17 protein-coding genes are annotated in these 15,301 nt (G+C 65.0%); 8 read left to right on the forward strand and 9 right to left on the reverse strand.

The genetic code is table 11. The annotated features are described in order from the left end of the window. Positions 1-73: 73 nt before the first annotated feature. The 3 genes from H292_RS0103325 to H292_RS0103335 all read left to right on the forward strand — a co-directional run bounded on the left by H292_RS0103325 (position 74) and on the right by H292_RS0103335 (position 2,147). Entirely contained in the window at positions 74-442 is a 369-nt protein-coding gene (locus H292_RS0103325) for a YciI family protein (RefSeq protein ID WP_020110410.1), read from the forward strand. Between the two features lie 11 nt (positions 443-453). Then, the gene (locus tag H292_RS0103330; protein ID WP_020110411.1) at positions 454-1,677 is read left to right on the forward strand and encodes an RNA polymerase sigma factor; all 1,224 of its coding nucleotides are present in this window, start codon (positions 454-456) and stop codon (positions 1,675-1,677) included. 101 nt (positions 1,678-1,778) lie between these two features. Then, a complete protein-coding gene (locus tag H292_RS0103335; RefSeq protein WP_027498584.1) occupies positions 1,779-2,147 on the forward strand; it encodes a VOC family protein in 369 nt (122 codons plus the stop codon). Between the two features lie 18 nt (positions 2,148-2,165). Here H292_RS0103335 and H292_RS0103340 read toward each other — a convergent pair whose 3' ends face one another. After that, a complete protein-coding gene (locus tag H292_RS0103340) occupies positions 2,166-3,476 on the reverse strand; it encodes an NAD(P)/FAD-dependent oxidoreductase (protein ID WP_020110413.1) in 1,311 nt (436 codons plus the stop codon). An 84-nt stretch (positions 3,477-3,560) separates the two neighbouring features. Between H292_RS0103340 and H292_RS0103345 the strand changes: the two genes are divergently transcribed. Then, the gene (locus H292_RS0103345; RefSeq protein WP_230594030.1) at positions 3,561-4,478 is read left to right on the forward strand and encodes a LysR family transcriptional regulator; all 918 of its coding nucleotides are present in this window, start codon (positions 3,561-3,563) and stop codon (positions 4,476-4,478) included. A gap of 9 nt (positions 4,479-4,487) precedes the next feature. On the opposite strand, the gene H292_RS0103350 is transcribed toward H292_RS0103345, so the two are convergent. Together H292_RS0103350 and mqo are read right to left on the reverse strand one after the other, a co-directional pair. Beyond that, entirely contained in the window at positions 4,488-5,000 is a 513-nt protein-coding gene (locus tag H292_RS0103350; RefSeq protein ID WP_231383739.1) for a hypothetical protein, read from the reverse strand. Between the two features lie 39 nt (positions 5,001-5,039). Next, on the reverse strand, positions 5,040-6,476 hold the full coding sequence (gene mqo, locus H292_RS0103355) for a malate dehydrogenase (quinone) (protein ID WP_231383740.1): 1,437 nt from the start codon (positions 6,474-6,476) through the stop codon (positions 5,040-5,042). A 67-nt stretch (positions 6,477-6,543) separates the two neighbouring features. On the opposite strand from mqo, the gene H292_RS0103360 reads away from it, so the two are divergent. Both H292_RS0103360 and H292_RS0103365 read left to right on the forward strand, forming a co-directional pair. After that, on the forward strand, positions 6,544-7,446 hold the full coding sequence (locus tag H292_RS0103360) for a LysR family transcriptional regulator (RefSeq protein WP_020110417.1): 903 nt from the start codon (positions 6,544-6,546) through the stop codon (positions 7,444-7,446). 58 nt (positions 7,447-7,504) lie between these two features. Further along, positions 7,505-8,347 (forward strand): alpha/beta fold hydrolase, encoded by an 843-nt coding sequence (locus tag H292_RS0103365; protein ID WP_027498585.1) that lies wholly within the window; start codon positions 7,505-7,507, stop codon positions 8,345-8,347. Positions 8,348-8,381: 34 nt separating this feature from the next. Here H292_RS0103365 and H292_RS0103370 read toward each other — a convergent pair whose 3' ends face one another. The 4 genes from H292_RS0103370 to H292_RS0103385 form a co-directional block, all read right to left on the reverse strand. Then, positions 8,382-8,948, reverse strand: a complete 567-nt coding sequence (locus H292_RS0103370; RefSeq protein WP_020110419.1) for a DUF6188 family protein — start codon at positions 8,946-8,948, stop codon at positions 8,382-8,384. Then, positions 8,945-9,700 carry an LLM class flavin-dependent oxidoreductase gene (locus H292_RS0103375; RefSeq protein WP_020110420.1) on the reverse strand — a complete coding sequence of 252 codons (756 nt, stop codon included), beginning with the start codon at positions 9,698-9,700 and terminating at the stop codon, positions 8,945-8,947. Before H292_RS0103375 ends, H292_RS0103370 begins: the two co-directional genes overlap by 4 nt. A gap of 84 nt (positions 9,701-9,784) precedes the next feature. Then, positions 9,785-10,354 carry a hypothetical protein gene (locus tag H292_RS0103380; protein WP_231383741.1) on the reverse strand — a complete coding sequence of 190 codons (570 nt, stop codon included), beginning with the start codon at positions 10,352-10,354 and terminating at the stop codon, positions 9,785-9,787. Positions 10,355-10,395: 41 nt separating this feature from the next. After that, positions 10,396-10,656 carry a PLD nuclease N-terminal domain-containing protein gene (locus H292_RS0103385; protein ID WP_019665173.1) on the reverse strand — a complete coding sequence of 87 codons (261 nt, stop codon included), beginning with the start codon at positions 10,654-10,656 and terminating at the stop codon, positions 10,396-10,398. Positions 10,657-10,799: 143 nt separating this feature from the next. Between H292_RS0103385 and H292_RS0103390 the strand changes: the two genes are divergently transcribed. Then, on the forward strand, positions 10,800-11,372 hold the full coding sequence (locus tag H292_RS0103390) for a nucleotidyltransferase family protein (RefSeq protein ID WP_020110422.1): 573 nt from the start codon (positions 10,800-10,802) through the stop codon (positions 11,370-11,372). A 10-nt stretch (positions 11,373-11,382) separates the two neighbouring features. Here the strand turns inward: H292_RS0103390 and H292_RS0103395 are convergent, their stop codons facing one another. Then, positions 11,383-11,913, reverse strand: a complete 531-nt coding sequence (locus tag H292_RS0103395; protein WP_019665171.1) for an SWIM zinc finger family protein — start codon at positions 11,911-11,913, stop codon at positions 11,383-11,385. Further along, positions 11,910-13,712 (reverse strand): DEAD/DEAH box helicase, encoded by a 1,803-nt coding sequence (locus tag H292_RS0103400; RefSeq protein WP_020110423.1) that lies wholly within the window; start codon positions 13,710-13,712, stop codon positions 11,910-11,912. Before H292_RS0103400 ends, H292_RS0103395 begins: the two co-directional genes overlap by 4 nt. Before the next feature lie 364 nt (positions 13,713-14,076). Between H292_RS0103400 and H292_RS0103405 the strand changes: the two genes are divergently transcribed. Further along, positions 14,077-15,297: an ATP-binding protein gene (locus tag H292_RS0103405; RefSeq protein ID WP_020110424.1), complete on the forward strand. Its 1,221-nt coding sequence runs from the start codon at positions 14,077-14,079 to the stop codon at positions 15,295-15,297. The last annotated feature ends 4 nt before the right edge of the window (positions 15,298-15,301 follow it).

Raw genomic sequence — 15,301 nt, forward strand, 5'->3', positions numbered from 1 at the left:
ATCCTCGATCGTCATGTCTACGTACAACCACGAAGATCCGGTACAAAATGGACATCGACGCTAGGAGAGACACATGCGCTACACCCTGATCCTCAACAATGCCGAGCCCGAGGAGGGCGTCCTCGACCAGGAGACGATCGCCCAGATGCAGGAGGCGTTCGGAGCGTACGGCCGCGCACTCGAGTCCGCCGGTGTGCTCGTCGCCGCGGAGGTTCTGACGTCCAGCTCGTCCGCCAGAACGCTGTCTCTGCGCACCGGCGAACTGCAGGTTCAGGACGGCCCCTTCGCGGATACGAAGGAAGGCGTCGGCGGTGTCTTCGTGATCGAGGTACCCGACGAGGACGCCGCGCTCATGTGGGCCGAACGGTGCCCCGGCGCGCAGTACGGAGTGCTGGAAGTTCGAGCGGCCGCCACCTCGTTCGTCGACGGCGCGTGGACCTGAGAGGCCGACCGATGAGTGCAGTGCAGGAGTCGGCCGAACATGCTGTGCGCACGTCGTACGGCCGGCTCCTTGCCCTCCTCGCATCCGCGGACGGCAACATCGTCGCCGCCGAAGATGCCCTCGCCGACGCCCTGGAACGGGCGCTGACCACCTGGCCACGCGACGGCGTGCCCACCGATCCCGACGCCTGGCTCCTCACCGCCGCCAGGAACAAGCGTCGGGACGTCTGGAAATCGGCGGCACATCGAACCTCGGTAGCGCTCGATCCCGTGGTCCACGCCGAATCGCGTCTCGACGACATCGATGTCGATGCGCTGCCGGACAAGCGGCTCGAGCTGATGGCCGTGTGTGCCCACCCCGACGTCGACCGTGCGGTCAGGACACCGCTGATGCTCGACGTCGTGCTGGGGTTCACGGCCAAGGACATCGCGCAGGCGTTCGCGCTACCCGCCTCGACGATGGCGGCACGCCTGGGCCGAGCGAAGAAGCGCATCCGGGATGCGCACATCCCGTTCGAACTACCCGATCGGAGTGCCCTGCCGGCACGGGTCGACGCGATTCGTGAAGCCGTGTACGGCGCGTTCGCGATCGACTGGAACGCCTCGGGATCCGAAGTGCGAGAAAACATGATCGGTGAGGCGCTGCACCTCGCCGAGACACTGTGTGCAGTGTTGCCAGAGGACGCGGAGGCGCACGGGCTTGCCGCATCGATCGGACTGTCCGCCGCTCGGATGCCGGCACGCTGCCGAGACGGGGTACTGGTTCCGTTGGCCGAGCAGGACTTTCACCTGTGGGACGCAGACCTGTTGCATCGCGGGGAGCAGCATCTCGTCGCGGCACACCGCCTGGTGGCCGCAGGCTCCAGTGCACTCGGGCGTTTCCAACTGGAAGCAGCTGCCTCTGCCGTGCACTGTGGTCGCCGAAAGACCGGCCGAACGGACTGGACCGCGTTGCGCGAATTGTATTCCGCACTACAGACATCGGCACCGACAGTCGGCAGCGCCGTTGCGCTCGCCGTCGTCACCGCAGAAACCGACGGCGCCCTCGCTGCACTCCGTCTGCTCGATCGAACGAACGGAACCGAGCGATTCCAGCCCGCATGGGCGGCGCGCGCTCACCTGCAGGCTCAGCTGGGTAACGTCGACTCCGCCCGATCCGCCTACGAGAAAGCCATCTCCCTCACCGCAGACCCTCCCACCCGTGCCTATCTGGACAAACAGTTACGTCGGCTGTGAAACCGAGGCGGATTCACAGTCCTTTCGTGCACCGCGATGATTTCCATCGCGCCGTCGAGTCCACCTCTGCGCAAGGACAAACATAGACCTTGGAGGTAACCATGACCGAGGCACATGTCACCGGAGTGAGAATGGTGGCGATACCCGTCGCCGACCAAGACCGTGCAATCGAGTTCTACTCCGTTGCACTGGGTTTGACGAAGTCCGCGGACCGTGTGATCGAGGAAATCGGATCGCGTTGGGTGCAGATGAGCGCTCCCGGTATCGAGATCGCGCTACTGACGGAGTACCCGGGATTCTCCGCGGGCCGCGATACCGGCGTGCGGTTGGTGACAGCGGACGCCAGAGCCCTGCACGCCCACCTCGTCGGGCACGGGGCGAAGGTGAACGAGCTTCTCCTCTGGGAGGGGCTGCCGCCGATGTTCGAGTTCGACGACATCGACGGCAACACCCTCTACGCAGTGCAGTGAAAACAATCGGCCTTGCTCCTAGGCTGCTTCGCGGTCCTCGTGCTGTTTCGCCTGCGTGAGTACGGCGGATCTGTCCGTGTACTGAAAATGCGGGCGCTTGTCTCCGATGTACGAGCTCATCCACGACACCACGGCCACGTAGCGGTTGCGGAAGCCCACCATGTACATCAGGTGCACCGCCAACCACATGACCCACGCGATGGGACCCGACATGTCGACCTTCCCGAACAACCGCACCACTGCGCTGAACCGGCCGACGATCGACATGCTTCCCTTATCGGTATACGCGAACGGGATTCCGGCGTCCACCTTTCCGGTGATGACCTTGGCAACGTGGCGGCCCTGTTGCATCGCCACGGGCGACTGACCGGGCAGACCGTTCAACGAGGTCACGTCGCCGATGGCGTAGATGTCCTTCGCCGTACCGACGGTCAGGTCGTCGTGGACGAGAAGCCTGCCGGCACGGTCGGTCTCGCAGCCGGTGCGTTCGGCGAGCGTGGCCGCCAGATCGCTGGCCTGCACGCCGGCCGACCAGATGACGGTCTTGGCGGCGATGGTCCGCGACGTTTTCGAGTCCACATCCTGAACCGTGACCGTGTCGTCGACGATGTCGGTGACCATGGCCCCGGTGACCACCTCGACGCCCGACTTCTCCAACTTGGCGCGGGCGTAGGTACTGAGCTTGCCGCCGAACGCAGGCAGCACGTCCTTGACGCCGTCGACGAGTGTCACCGTCACGTCGTCCGGATGGATGTCCGGGAAGGATCCGGCGAAGTACCGCTGAGCGAGATCCCTGATCTGCCCTGCCAATTCCACACCGGTGGCACCGGCACCGACCACGACGAAACTGAGCAGCTCCTTTCTCGCCTCCTGGTCGGAGGTGTGGTGCGCAGTCTCGTAGCAGCGCAGGATCTGCTCACGCAGAGCGACGGCGTCGTCGACGGTCTTGAGAGCGAACGTGCGGTCCTTGAACTCGTCGCGTCCGAAGTACGCCTGCGTCGCGCCCGTCGCGACGATCAATCGGCCGTACCCGATGGTGTGGCTACCGCCCGCGCCGATGTAGGTGACCTGGTGCAACTCGGGGTCGACGTCGACGACCTTGCCGAGCCGGACATCGGCCGATTCGTAACGGGCGAGGATGCGCCGGACGGGTGGAGCGATCTCGCCGGTCGACAGCATGCCGGTCGCTGCCTGGTAGAGAAGCGGTTGGAACAGGTGCTCCGTCGTGCTGGAGACGAGCGAGAACTTCACGCCGGCCTTGCCCAGAGACTTGGCCGCAGCCAACGCTCCGAATCCCGATCCCACGATGACGACCTCGTACGTATCCACTGGTTTTCCTTTCCAATCGAGCAACCACACTCCATGAAACGCCCCGGCCAGTGGTCTATCAACGGGTAATTTGGAATAGTATCGATGAGTAAAACTCATGAATGGAGCGCTGTGGAACTTCGGCAACTGAAGTACTTCCTCGCCGTGGGCGAGGAGCTGAGCTTCTCGCGCGCCGCCGAGCGGTGCTATGTCTCGCAGTCGGCGATCAGCCTCCAGATCGGCAAACTGGAACGCGAGATGGGCGAGTCACTGTTCGAACGGTCGTCGCGCTCGGTCCGATTGACCGTTGTCGGAACACAATTGATGTCCATCGCACGGCACATGGTCGAGCTCGAGCAGTCCGCGCTCGCGTTGACGGCCAGGCGCCGGAATCAGCTGCGCCTGACCGGCAACATGACGTTCGCAGCCAACGCAATCGCCGCGATCGTCCAAGTACGCGAGCGGCATCCGGAAGCCGAGATCGACTTCGTCCTGAAACGATTCGCCGAACAGATCGAAGCCGTCACGTCGGGCGACTGCCAGGTGGCCTTGATCCGAGGCAACGTCGAGCGCTCCGGTCTCGAGGTCACCGAGCTGTGGAAGGAGAACCTCGTCGTCGTACTCGCCGACAGTCACCCACTGGCATCCGGGCCGGATCCGCGACTCGAGCAGCTCGCTCAGTACCCACTGCTCCTCCCCAAGCGCAGCGAGCAGATCCTGCTGCATCGGGTGATCGAAGGAGCCATGAAAAGAAGTGGTCGACGCCTGGCCTTCGGCCCACCCGTCGCCATGGACCACACGGCAAGCGCGGAGTTGCTCAACCACCCCGAATGCTGGTCCATCATCTACGCGAGCACGGCCGAGAGCACTCCGAAGACCGGGCTGGTGTTCCGCACCGAAGCGCAGCGCAGACTGAAACTTCCCGTCTCCGCGGTGGTCGACTCGTCCATACCCCCGACGGACATTCAGAGGGATCTCATTGCCGCACTTGCCGATACGGCGCCGTCTCCGGTGCCACTCTGACGATCGGGGTCACAGGATGCCGGACTCGCGCATCTGCTGCACGACGAAGGCCCCGGAGTAGACGTCGATGTACGTCCGCTCCGTCTGAAGCGGCGAGAACGCAACACCGAACCGAACCGGGCCCGGCTCCGACCTCGACACCGCGATGTCGACCGAGTACCGACCGTCGGGGGTGCTCACATCACCGGCGCGATACAGGTAGTCGTTGACGCCCACCCGAACATCACGCTGCTCCGCCCTCTTTCCCGTACCGGTGATCTCCCGGAATGCGATGGGGTCCAACCCGACACAGGAGTAGACCCGCGCGAAGACGTCACCCTCCGGGTCCACCCAGCCTCCGCCGAGCGCCCCACCCGCCTGCGACAGCCACTCGTCGGACCACTCGGGAGCGGCCTCTCCCGTCACCCGCAGATCCGACGCCACCGCGTCGCTGCAACTGGGGTCGCCCGGCTGCGGCGCGGCGCACCCACCGATCGCAGCCACAGCGACCAGCACGAGCACAGGCGCGACAACATTCTTCACCGCTTCCACCACCTCATCCCCGACCGACGACGACACTCGTCACCGAAAACCATACCTGTCGGATTGTTCCTGAAGTGCGCCATGGCGTGAGCCGGCAGCAGCCAGCAACGCGTCGAGCCGTGGCTGCCACTCGGAACGATCGTCGGCGAAACATCTCGTCAACACCTCGATCATCGCTGAAGGCGCGACCGATGCGCCGGGCGAGGCACCGAGCAGGCCCGCGATCGATCCGTCCCTGCCGGTGACGATCTCCGTGCCGAACATCAGATCACCGCGAAATCTGCTGCGCGGCTTGATCAGCTGAGCTCGTTGACCGGCCTGAATCAGACGCCACTGCGCGGGGTCGGCAGCGGGGTAGAACGTTTCGAGCTCGGCAAGCTTGCGCTTCGACGACGCCAGAACCTGCCCGACGAGATAACGGACGAGGGGGAGGTTGCCGATACCGACCGACAACAGAACGGGCAGGTTTCGAAGACGGACGGTACCGAACAGATCGCGGAGGCGACCGTGTTTCAGCAGGCGGGTGCTGAAGGTCGCGTACGGCCCGAACATGAGCGACGTCGTGCCGTCGACATGCCTTTTGTCCAAGTGCGGCAACGACATCGGAGGTGCACCGAGCGACGGTCTGCCGTAGACCTTCACGCCGTGCCGCGCGACGACCTCCGGGGCATCGGTGTACAAGAACTCGGCGCCGAAGGGAAATACCCCGTACCCGCGTATTTCGGGAACACGAGCCTTCTGCAACAGACGCAGTGCGTACCCGCCGGCTCCGACGAACACGAACCGCGCGCGAACCTCGAACACCCGCCCGGTCGATCGGACTCGACCCGATAGATGCCACAGACCGTCCGACGTGCGGCGCAGACGCGTCACCTCGTGGCCGGTGCGGATCAAGCACCCACTCGCCTCCATCGTCCGGCCGAGCGATTCGGTGAGTGCGCCGAAATCGATGTCGGTACCACCGGCGTCCCACGTCGCCGCGATCCGCTCGTCCGGCGCGCGACCGTCGACGAGCAACGGCGCCCAGCCACGAATTCGATCACGATCCTCGGAATACTCCATACCCTGAAACAGAGGGTTCGACGTCAGCGTCTCCCATCTGCGTCGCAGGTAGTCCACATCGGCATCGCCGAACACCACGTCCATATGAGGCACTGCCTTCAGGAACGACGGATCGAGGTCACCGCTCCGCGCCAGCGAGTCCCAGAATGCCCTCGACACCGCGAACTGCCGCGCAACCTGCTCGGCCCGGGACGAGTCGTCGGCGTCGGGCATGTAGTTGAGTTCGCACAGACCTGCATGACCGGTACCCGCGTTGTTCCACGGACCCGAGCTCTCGCCGTCCAGCCGGTCGAGTCGCTCGAACAACGCGATCGACCTGTCCGGCAGCACCTTCTGGATCAGCGTTCCGAGGGTCGTGGACATGACGCCGCCGCCGACGAGCGCGACGTCCAGGATTTCCGCATGTGAAGTCATGCCGTCAATGCTGGCGGCGACGAGACCGTTCCGTCCAATGAGATGTTCGAGCAATTATCATCCGGAAATGGATGACTACTCGTTCGACCGCCCGGGGTCCGTAGCGCCTCTGCTCGCCGCCTTCGACGCCGTCGCCGCGGAAGGCCACGTCACCCGCGCGGCCGCCCGGCTCGACGTGCCCCAATCCTCGGTCAGCAGGCGGGTGCACAGCCTCGAGCGCATCCTCGGGTTGGCGCTGATCCAACCGGTGGGTCGCGGGGTCACTCTGACCGCGTCGGGCCGGGAGTTGTTCGACCGCACCCACCATGTGATGCGGGAACTCGACGACGCTGTCGCCGCGGTGCGGTCCGACGCCGATCCGGACAGCGGAGTCGTCGGGTTCGGATTCCCTCTGACGCTCGGATCGCGTTCGGTGGCCGCCCTTCTGACGGACTTTCATGCACTCGCCCCCCGCGTCAGGGTTCGACTGGTGCAAGCACACGGCGAAGCCCTCGCGGACATGATTCGCGACGGCCGACTGGATCTCGCCGTCATGATTCCTCCGCCCGACGACCTGGACGTGACGGTCCTGGGCAGCCAGCAGATCTTCGTCCACGTAGCGGCCACACACCCGTTGGCGTCTCGTCGGGCACTCGCGGTCGAGGATCTCGCCGACGAAGCCTTCGTGGCCAGCCCGCCGTCGTTCCAGCTGCGCACCCTGCTCGACACGTGGTGCGCGGAAGCCGGATTCGTCCCGCGGGTTCCCTTCGAGATCAGTGAGATCGACACCATCGAGGCACTCGTACGAGCCGGGCTCGGGATCGCGCTTCTACCGAAGCCGGAGGTCGCCGTCGCCGGCGTGACGACCGTTCCCCTGACCGGTGACCGCACTCGATCGGTCGGGCTGGCGACAGGCCGACGCCGACCGACAGCTCCCGTCGCGCGCTTCCATCGTCACGTCACCCGACAAGCGGATCACCTCGCACTTTAACCCTAAAGTTCCTCGTTAGGGATGTATGCGGTATTTTATGCACAAACAAGGAGTGCACATGACCGGGATATACAAGTCGGAGCAAGGCGCGAAACTGATACTTCAGCGATACGACGAAGTGCTCGATCACTGGCCCGTCCCTTCCTCCCGCCACCGCATCCCGACACAGGCAGGGGAGACCTTCGTCGTGTCGAGCGGACCCACCGATGCATCGCCGGTGGTTCTGTTGCACGGCTCGGGCGCCAACGCGAACACGTGGGCTGTCGACATAGCGACGTGGTCGACCGACCACAGAGTGCACGCCGTCGACTTGCTCGGAGAACCAGGGCACAGCGCTGGAACACGCCTTCCGTTGGATTCGGACGACACGGCAACGTGGCTCGACGAAGTCCTCGACCACCTCGGCGTCGACTCGACCGCACTGGTAGGAATGTCACTCGGAGGCTGGACCGCACTGGATTACGCGATACGCAGGTCGGCGCGCGTATCGCGGTTGGTAGTGATGTGTCCGGGAGGAATCGGCAAGCAGACATGGGGGTGGATACCCAAGGCAATGATTCTTCGGGCCTTCGGGGCCAGGGGCACACGCCGAACCGTCCGACTCGTCACCGGACTGGGCGGTGCGGAGACCGACCACATCCTCGGCGACGTGTCGTTGACCTTCACCCACTTCCGCCCCAGGACAGAGAAGCTACCGATCTTCTCCGACTCTGCACTGCAGGGCATTTCGATCCCAATGCAGGTCATCCTCGGCGCTGACGACGTGATGATGGACTCGACCGAGACTGCCGATCGTGTTGCGCGCTGCATTCCCCACGCCTCGGTGAACGTTCTCCCCGGCGTCGGGCACGCGATCCTGGGGCAGACAGATCCAATCCACGAGTTCCTGCGCACTGCGTGAGGACTCGGAGCCGGCCTACCCGAGAACTCCGATGTCAGAGAACATGACCCGAGGACAGCTCGATGCCTCGCCCGACCCGAACGACGCTTTCGCGCAGAACCAGATAGGCCGACTCCAGATCCACGTTCGTCGCCAGCAGCGTGCCGTCCGAGAATTGAATCCCACCGTGCTCACCGGAGGAAATCCGTACGACGGTCGAGCCGATTGCCGGTGAACCGGTCGGTGACGCAGGCGCGGCGGACGTTTCAGGCGCGTCCAGCGTCTCGATGATGCCTCCGGGAAGGCACAGCACCGTCGCACCGTCCGGCGCGGTGTACTCCCAGGACTCGACTTCCTCCCGGGGAGCTGCGGTGACGGCACTCCCGTCGTCGAACCGCAGCGTCAGCGTGCCGTCCGCGGCCAACTCGGACATCGTGCACCGAGTGGTGAGCAGGGACGTCAGTGCACGCAGCCCCTCGAACTGGTTGTCCTCGTCGAACCGTGTGTCACCGATGTCGAGCTGACTGAACGCCACCGCCGAACCGTCGTCGAAGCCGATACTCAGATCGAAGTCGAGGTGAACGTTCCGCACTGTTGCGTTCTGCACGTCGACACTCGTCACCGGGGAGGTCCACCGGACGCGAGGTGGACGGCGCGCTCGAACACGCCGGCCAGATCGGTTGTCTGCGGACCTGGTTCCAGTACCAGGGTGGTCGCACCAGCCTCTGTGTACTCGTCGAGGTCGTCCACCAGGTCCGACACGTACAAGACGATGTCGTGGCCCGGCCCACCACCGATGTGGCCGATCGCGTCGCGGACCTGCTGCGGCGTGGTGGAGCTGGTCAGTATCGTCCCGCGGCTCGTCTCGCCGCTCACAGCAAGGGTTTTGGGGCCCGTCGCACCGACCAGAAGCGGCGGAGGCTCCGCCGGTGGCCAATCCAAGCGGACGTTGTCCAACGAGACGTAACGGCCCCGAACGTCGACCGTCTCACCAGCCAGCAAACTCGTCAGTGCCGTCATCTGCTCGCGAAGAAGAGTCAGCGGGGACTGCACTCGCGCCCCCACCTGCCCCATCCAATCCTGCACACCGTGACCCAACCCGACCCGCGTCCGTCCCGGATACAGCCGAGCCAGAGCAGCGACCTCCATCGCCGTGGCCGCGACGTTCCGCAGAGGGGTGGGCAAAACTCCGATCCCGACGTTCAACCGTGGCGTCACCGCGAGAACAGTTGCGGCCATGGAGATTCCCCCGGAGAAGAAACAGTCCTCCCACAGCCAGATCTCATCCACCCCGGCCTCGTCGGCCGCACGCGCCGCGTCGACGATGGTCTCCGGCGGCAGTTCCGGCCTCAGCACAACACCGAATCGCGTCATCACATCCCTCTCTCTTCCACTTCATCCTCCACTCCCGCCCCACCGAAGGTCATTCCGCAGGCTCCACTCCCGCCCCACCGAAGGTCAGGATCGACGCCTACAAAGCAGAAGAACCCCGCCGACGGCAACGGCCACGCTGACCACGCCGGCGACCCCGAGCCACAGCGTCGCCCCGATCGCAGGGGAATCGGCCTCCAGCACGGTGGGAGTGCCGTAGGAGCACTCGGCAGCATCGAGCGTCGTACGATCGGTCGTCGGCGCCGTCGCCGAACAGCTGTTGACCTGCAAACGATCCCGCGACGACTCACCGCGTTGGGCGAAGAAGATGTACTCGTCACCGACCGCCAGCGTCGAGCCACACGCGGCCGACTCCGCGGCCGTCGACACCACGGCGTCGGCCTCCACGTCACCGTCGTAGATCTCGCTGACCCGAACGTCGTAGGTGAGTGTGCTGCCGTCGTCGCGGACATCGGTCGCCACCCCGACGAAGACCGCGCCGTCGGGAGACGAGTGCTGTCGAACACGGTCGCTCACCTGAGACAGGCCGTAGGCACACGTGCAAGCCTGCGCGACGGGGGGAGTGATGCCGGTCGCCAACCCTGCCGCCACGGCGCCGACCAACACGACTCGCCCTGCGATCCGCCCCGTACGCACGAGACCAGCGTCGCACGCCACGTCGGCGCAGTCCATGCGACCTACCGCGGACGGTCGGTCGTGAAACTCGAACCGCGACCCCAGACGAACCACACGATCGTCCCCAGAAACGGGAACGCCAGCACGATCAGGACCCAGATCGCTTTGCCCGCGGTCGTGTAGTTCTTCGACTGCAGAATGCTGACCAGGGCGGCGACGAACAACGCGAACGCCGCGACGACAAGTATCAGAATCAGAACCCCGAAACCGAGGCCGAAAACCGTGGTGGCCGTGTCGTCCTGCGCGCTGAGTTCCAGCAACATCGAACGTTCCTTTCGTCGAAGCGGTGATGTGCACTCCACCCTACGAACGCAGGCGCCGTCACACATCGTCGTTGCGATGTACATTCCGTACACCTTCGGAACGACTCGACCCCGACCTCGGGTGCTGTGGCACGATCGGACGAATGGGGCGTGACGACTTTCTGACGGCAATCGAAACCAATCCGGTGGTCGTCGAGATCCTCGAGCGTGGACCAGAACTCGGGCTCACCGACTGGTATCTGACGGCAGGTGGCCTGTTCCAGACCGTCTGGAACCACGTCGCCGGCTCCGATCCTCGAGCCGGCATACGCGATTACGACTTTCTCTACTACGACGGCACGGACCTGTCGTACGAATCAGAGGATCGCGTCATTCGACATGCGGACACTCTGTTCGCCGATCTGGGAGTCGACGTCGAGGTCCGCAACCAAGCCCGCGTTCATCTCTGGTACGAAGATCGCTTCGGCGCACCGGTGAAGCCGTTCCGAAGCACGGAGGACGGGATCGACCACTTCGTGTCCACCACCTGCTGTTTCGGGGCCCGCAGCGAGAACGACGGGACGACGACGGTGTATGCACCCCACGGATTCGACGACGTGTTCGCCGGGGTGATCAGGCCGAACCCGCTGCTTCCGATGCGGCACGTCTACGAGTCGAAGGCCGCCCGGTGGACATCGATCTGGCCGCATCTGACGGTTCTCCCGTGGCCGGAGTAGATGCGCCGTCCTACCCGTAGAAGGTCGCCGGGTCGAGGCCGTCGATCGGCAGCCGAGCAGCGTCGGCGTCGGGCGAGCTACTCACCCCGCGCAACTCGACCGCCGATACCGGGCGCTCGTCCATGCGTCGAGCAATCTCGAAGAACACCGCAAGCACGTGCACACAGGGACTGGTTCGTTTCGTGCAGTCGCAGTCGGCGGTCAGCTCGTCACGACTCGGACCGACGGGCATGCCTGCCTTCGACCATTCGGCGTGGACGGAATCCGGCACGTCGCCGGCGGGTAGACCGCGCAGCGCTGCTCGGGCCGACTCCGCAGCGTCGTCCGCCCAGAGGGGACAGTGCAGGCTGACGTGCTGGTCACGCGCCCCGAACACGGTTGCTCTGATCGACCCGGCCGAGATCACGACGTCACCGACCTTGTCGTTCCGAACCAGTGATCGAGCCCGAGGAAGAGCTGGATTCGGTCGGGTGATGGACGTCGGCTGCGCCAGCCGTACCCAGTCACGCCCCCACGCGGTGACCCCGAGATCGTCACTCATCGGCCCGCCCCGATCTCGAGCAGCTCGCGAAGCTGACCGTCCGACAGTTTCGCTAGATCGCCACCGATGTCGAGCGTCGCTTCGCTGGTCGCGATGTCCGCGAGGTCACGCTTGTGTCCGTGCATGTCGTCGATCGACTGCTCGAGGGTTCGTTCGGTGAGCAGTGTGTGCACCGTGACGGTCTGCGTCTGCCCGATTCGGTGAGCGCGATCGCTCGCTTGGCTCTCCACGGCCGGGTTCCACCACCGATCGAAATGAACCACGTGCGACGCACGAGTGAGGTTGAGGCCGAACCCGGCCGCGCGCAGACTCAGGATCAGAATCGGTGGGCCGTCGCCCGATTGAAACTCGTCGACCATCGTCTCGCGGGCCGCAGTGGACAGACCGCCGTGCAAGAACGGCACCGGATGTCCGGTGACCTCGTCACCGAGATGCCGGGACAACAACTCGCCGGTCCCGCGATACTGCGTGAACACGAGCGCCGCCTGCCCGTCGTCGACGATCTCCGACAGCATCTCCGTCACCCGATCGAGTTTGCCTGATCTGCCCTGGATTTCGGCACCGGTACCGTCGACGAGCTCAGGATGATTACAGATCTGTTTGAGGCGAGTGAGCAACGTCAGGATCCGTCCCCTGCGTCCGATCCCTGTCCCGAATCCTTCGGTCAACGAGCTGTCGAGGTGACGCCGATACAGTCGCTCCTGCTCCTGGGTGAGCGTGCAGACCACCGAATTCATCACCTTGGCAGGGAGTTCGGGTGCGACATCGACCTTGCGCCGTCGCAGAATATGCGGCCCCACGAGCTCACGAAGCCGACCCGCCGCGGCGTCGGACCGCTTCTGCTCGATGGAGACGACGAACCGTCGCCGGAAGCGCGCACGTGCTCCCAGAACGTCGGGTGAAGCGAACGCCATCAGGGACCACAGTTCGTCGAGTCGATTCTCCACCGGAGTACCTGTCATCGCGATGCGCAGGTGCGCCTGCAGCCTCCTGGCCGCGCGCGCCTGTTGCGAATCCGAGTTCTTGATCTGTTGCGCCTCGTCGAGAACCACTGTGTCCCAGTCTACTTCCGTGATCATGTCCGCATCGCTTCGCAGCGTCGGATAGCTGGTGATCACGACGGAACCCGGCCCGACGTGCTCGAGGCTCCGCGTCCTCGACGCCCCGTGATGAACGTGAACCTCGATGCCCGGCGCGAACTTGGTCAGCTCCCGAGCCCAGTTGCCGACCAACGACGTCGGGCACACCACCAGGTGCGGCGCATCGCGTCGCAGCGTGAAGACGGCGATCGCCTGCACCGTCTTTCCCAGGCCCATCTCGTCGGCCAGAATTCCCCCGCCGCTCGTTGCCACTGCGTTCATCCACGCGACGCCTGCCCGCTGATACGGCCGAAGTTCTGCCCGCAGAAGCGTCGGCTCACCCGCCCGCCGATGCAGCGCCGCGTCGACGGTGGACGCTGCAGACCAGATCGTCGTCGTGTCGAGTCCGACCGCCGCGTGTCCGGCAATCGGCACCGACGAGACGAGGCCCTCCACGTCCCCACCAGCCGCAGCCGCCACTGCTATGCGCGCCCAGACCCGCAGCGACCGACTCGCGCGATCTCCCGGTCGCCACGTGGTGAACGCAGTGAGCGCGTCCGGCGCGTCCACCAGTGCAACCGGGACCGACAGCGCCTGCACCGATCGGGAGGCGGCGTCGGGCAGTGCGATGGTCAACGACGCCGGCGTTCCTGCAGGTAGTCCGGCCGCGACGGCATCCTGAGAGGGGCTGCCCGTGCCCCACCAGGCAAACTTGTTCAACTCGATCGAGTAGCACGCTTGCAGTGTTCCGGGGAGGTTCGCATCGACCGATGGTTCGTGGGTTCGGGCGTCTACCGTCGTGAAAATGTTCGTGACCTCCGGTCAGGGCACTGTGAGGTCCGACAAACCGCGTCGGACCCAACCTGGTGGGCGGTGAGGGATGGCGGGTTCCGATCGTTCGGCGATCAGCAGTGGGACAGCGCGGTCGGCCACCATCCGTGGGCTGAAGACCGTCGAGAGTAGACCGAAGTGCCGGAGTGTGCAATTACCGATCCGTGCGGCCGGGGTACCTCACTTTTCTCGCATGTCACAGAGTTTCTCGCAGCGATGTACTTACCTGCCGAGTGCCCCTATAACTCTTCCTATGAACAATCCCTACACACCCGAGTCGGGCGAGGTGCCGAGGGAACTGGCGGGACGCGAGAAGTACCGGTCGGCGTTCATCTCTCTGCTCGACGGCCTCGAACGCGGTCATACCGCACGGTCGCAGCTGATCACCGGCATGCGCGGCACCGGTAAGACCGTACTGCTCCGCGAGTACGTCTCGATCGCGCGGTCGAGGCGTTGGGCGATCGTCGACATCGATGCGGTCCGACGGGACGACGACGGATTCCGACGACAACTGGCCTTCGAATGCCGCAGTGCCTTGCTGGCCGTATCCGCCCGCGGGCACTGGGGATCGGAGGCGAAAAGAGCGTCCGGCGTACTCGGCTCGTTCGCCTCGGTGCTCGGAGCGAGCAGCCCCCTCACCGCGGAATGGACCGAGACAACGCCCGGGGCAGCCGACACCGGGCAGCTGTCCGCGGACACGACGGCAACCCTCCTCGCGCTGGGAGAGGCCGCGCGTGCCCACGACACAGGCATCGTCTTCGTGATCGACGAGCTACAGCGGCTCACCTCGGCACAGCTCTCCGCGCTGATCGACGCGTTCCATCGTTGCTACCTGCGCGAACTGCCCATCACGGTCGTCGGTGCAGGGCTCACCGATCCCGTCGACGAGATACCGGAGGGCGCGCAGCCGCCGAACAGACCGACAGTGGACGAGGTTCGAGCGCGCGCGGACCGCCTGTTCGAATTCCCGGTTCTCGGTGCTCTCGCCGACGCCGATGCCGCCGCCACGCTGCGCAGTGGAGGGTCGTGGACGGACGGAGCGGTCCTGACCGCGTCGACGATCACGGGGAAATTTCCGGCGCTGCTGCACGCCCTCGGATTCGTCGTCTGGGACGCTCGCAACACCGACGTCGTCACCGAGGCCGACATCGAGAACGCCGTTCCCGAATACGAGAAGTTCGTCGACGAGAACTTCTTCCGTCGAGACCTCGGTCGCGTCGACGACGTGGACCTCGCGTACTTGCGCGCAATCGTGGATGCTCCCGCCGAGATCGACACCGCACGAGCCCTCGAACGTACCGTCGCGCAGTGCACGCGAACACGGGCGGGTTTGGTGGACAAAGGGCTGCTGCACATCACGAAAAACAACGAATCGGTCTTCACCACACCGCACTTCGAGAGTTTTCTGCTACGAACGATGCCGACACTGGAGGTACCTGCCCGCAAACAGCGCCGTCGACGCTACGACCCATGAACGG

Origin of the sequence: Rhodococcus sp. 114MFTsu3.1, assembly GCF_000383555.1 — a bacterium.
Taxonomy (GTDB): Bacteria; Actinomycetota; Actinomycetes; order Mycobacteriales; family Mycobacteriaceae; genus Rhodococcoides; species Rhodococcoides fascians_E.

Bases quoted from the DNA above. Each gene is read 5' to 3' on its own strand.
- H292_RS0103325 (WP_020110410.1), top strand. From the start codon at position 74: ATGCGCTACACCCTGATCCTCAACAATGCCGAGCCCGAGGAGGGCGTC.
- H292_RS0103330 (WP_020110411.1), top strand. From the start codon at position 454: ATGAGTGCAGTGCAGGAGTCGGCCGAACATGCTGTGCGCACGTCGTAC.
- H292_RS0103335 (WP_027498584.1), top strand. From the start codon at position 1,779: ATGACCGAGGCACATGTCACCGGAGTGAGAATGGTGGCGATACCCGTC.
- H292_RS0103345 (WP_230594030.1), top strand. From the start codon at position 3,561: ATGAGTAAAACTCATGAATGGAGCGCTGTGGAACTTCGGCAACTGAAG.
- mqo (WP_231383740.1), bottom strand. From the start codon at position 6,476: ATGACTTCACATGCGGAAATCCTGGACGTCGCGCTCGTCGGCGGCGGC.
- H292_RS0103360 (WP_020110417.1), top strand. From the start codon at position 6,544: ATGGATGACTACTCGTTCGACCGCCCGGGGTCCGTAGCGCCTCTGCTC.
- H292_RS0103365 (WP_027498585.1), top strand. From the start codon at position 7,505: ATGACCGGGATATACAAGTCGGAGCAAGGCGCGAAACTGATACTTCAG.
- H292_RS0103375 (WP_020110420.1), bottom strand. From the start codon at position 9,700: ATGACGCGATTCGGTGTTGTGCTGAGGCCGGAACTGCCGCCGGAGACC.
- H292_RS0103385 (WP_019665173.1), bottom strand. From the start codon at position 10,656: ATGTTGCTGGAACTCAGCGCGCAGGACGACACGGCCACCACGGTTTTC.
- H292_RS0103390 (WP_020110422.1), top strand. From the start codon at position 10,800: ATGGGGCGTGACGACTTTCTGACGGCAATCGAAACCAATCCGGTGGTC.
- H292_RS0103395 (WP_019665171.1), bottom strand. From the start codon at position 11,913: ATGAGTGACGATCTCGGGGTCACCGCGTGGGGGCGTGACTGGGTACGG.
- H292_RS0103405 (WP_020110424.1), top strand. From the start codon at position 14,077: ATGAACAATCCCTACACACCCGAGTCGGGCGAGGTGCCGAGGGAACTG.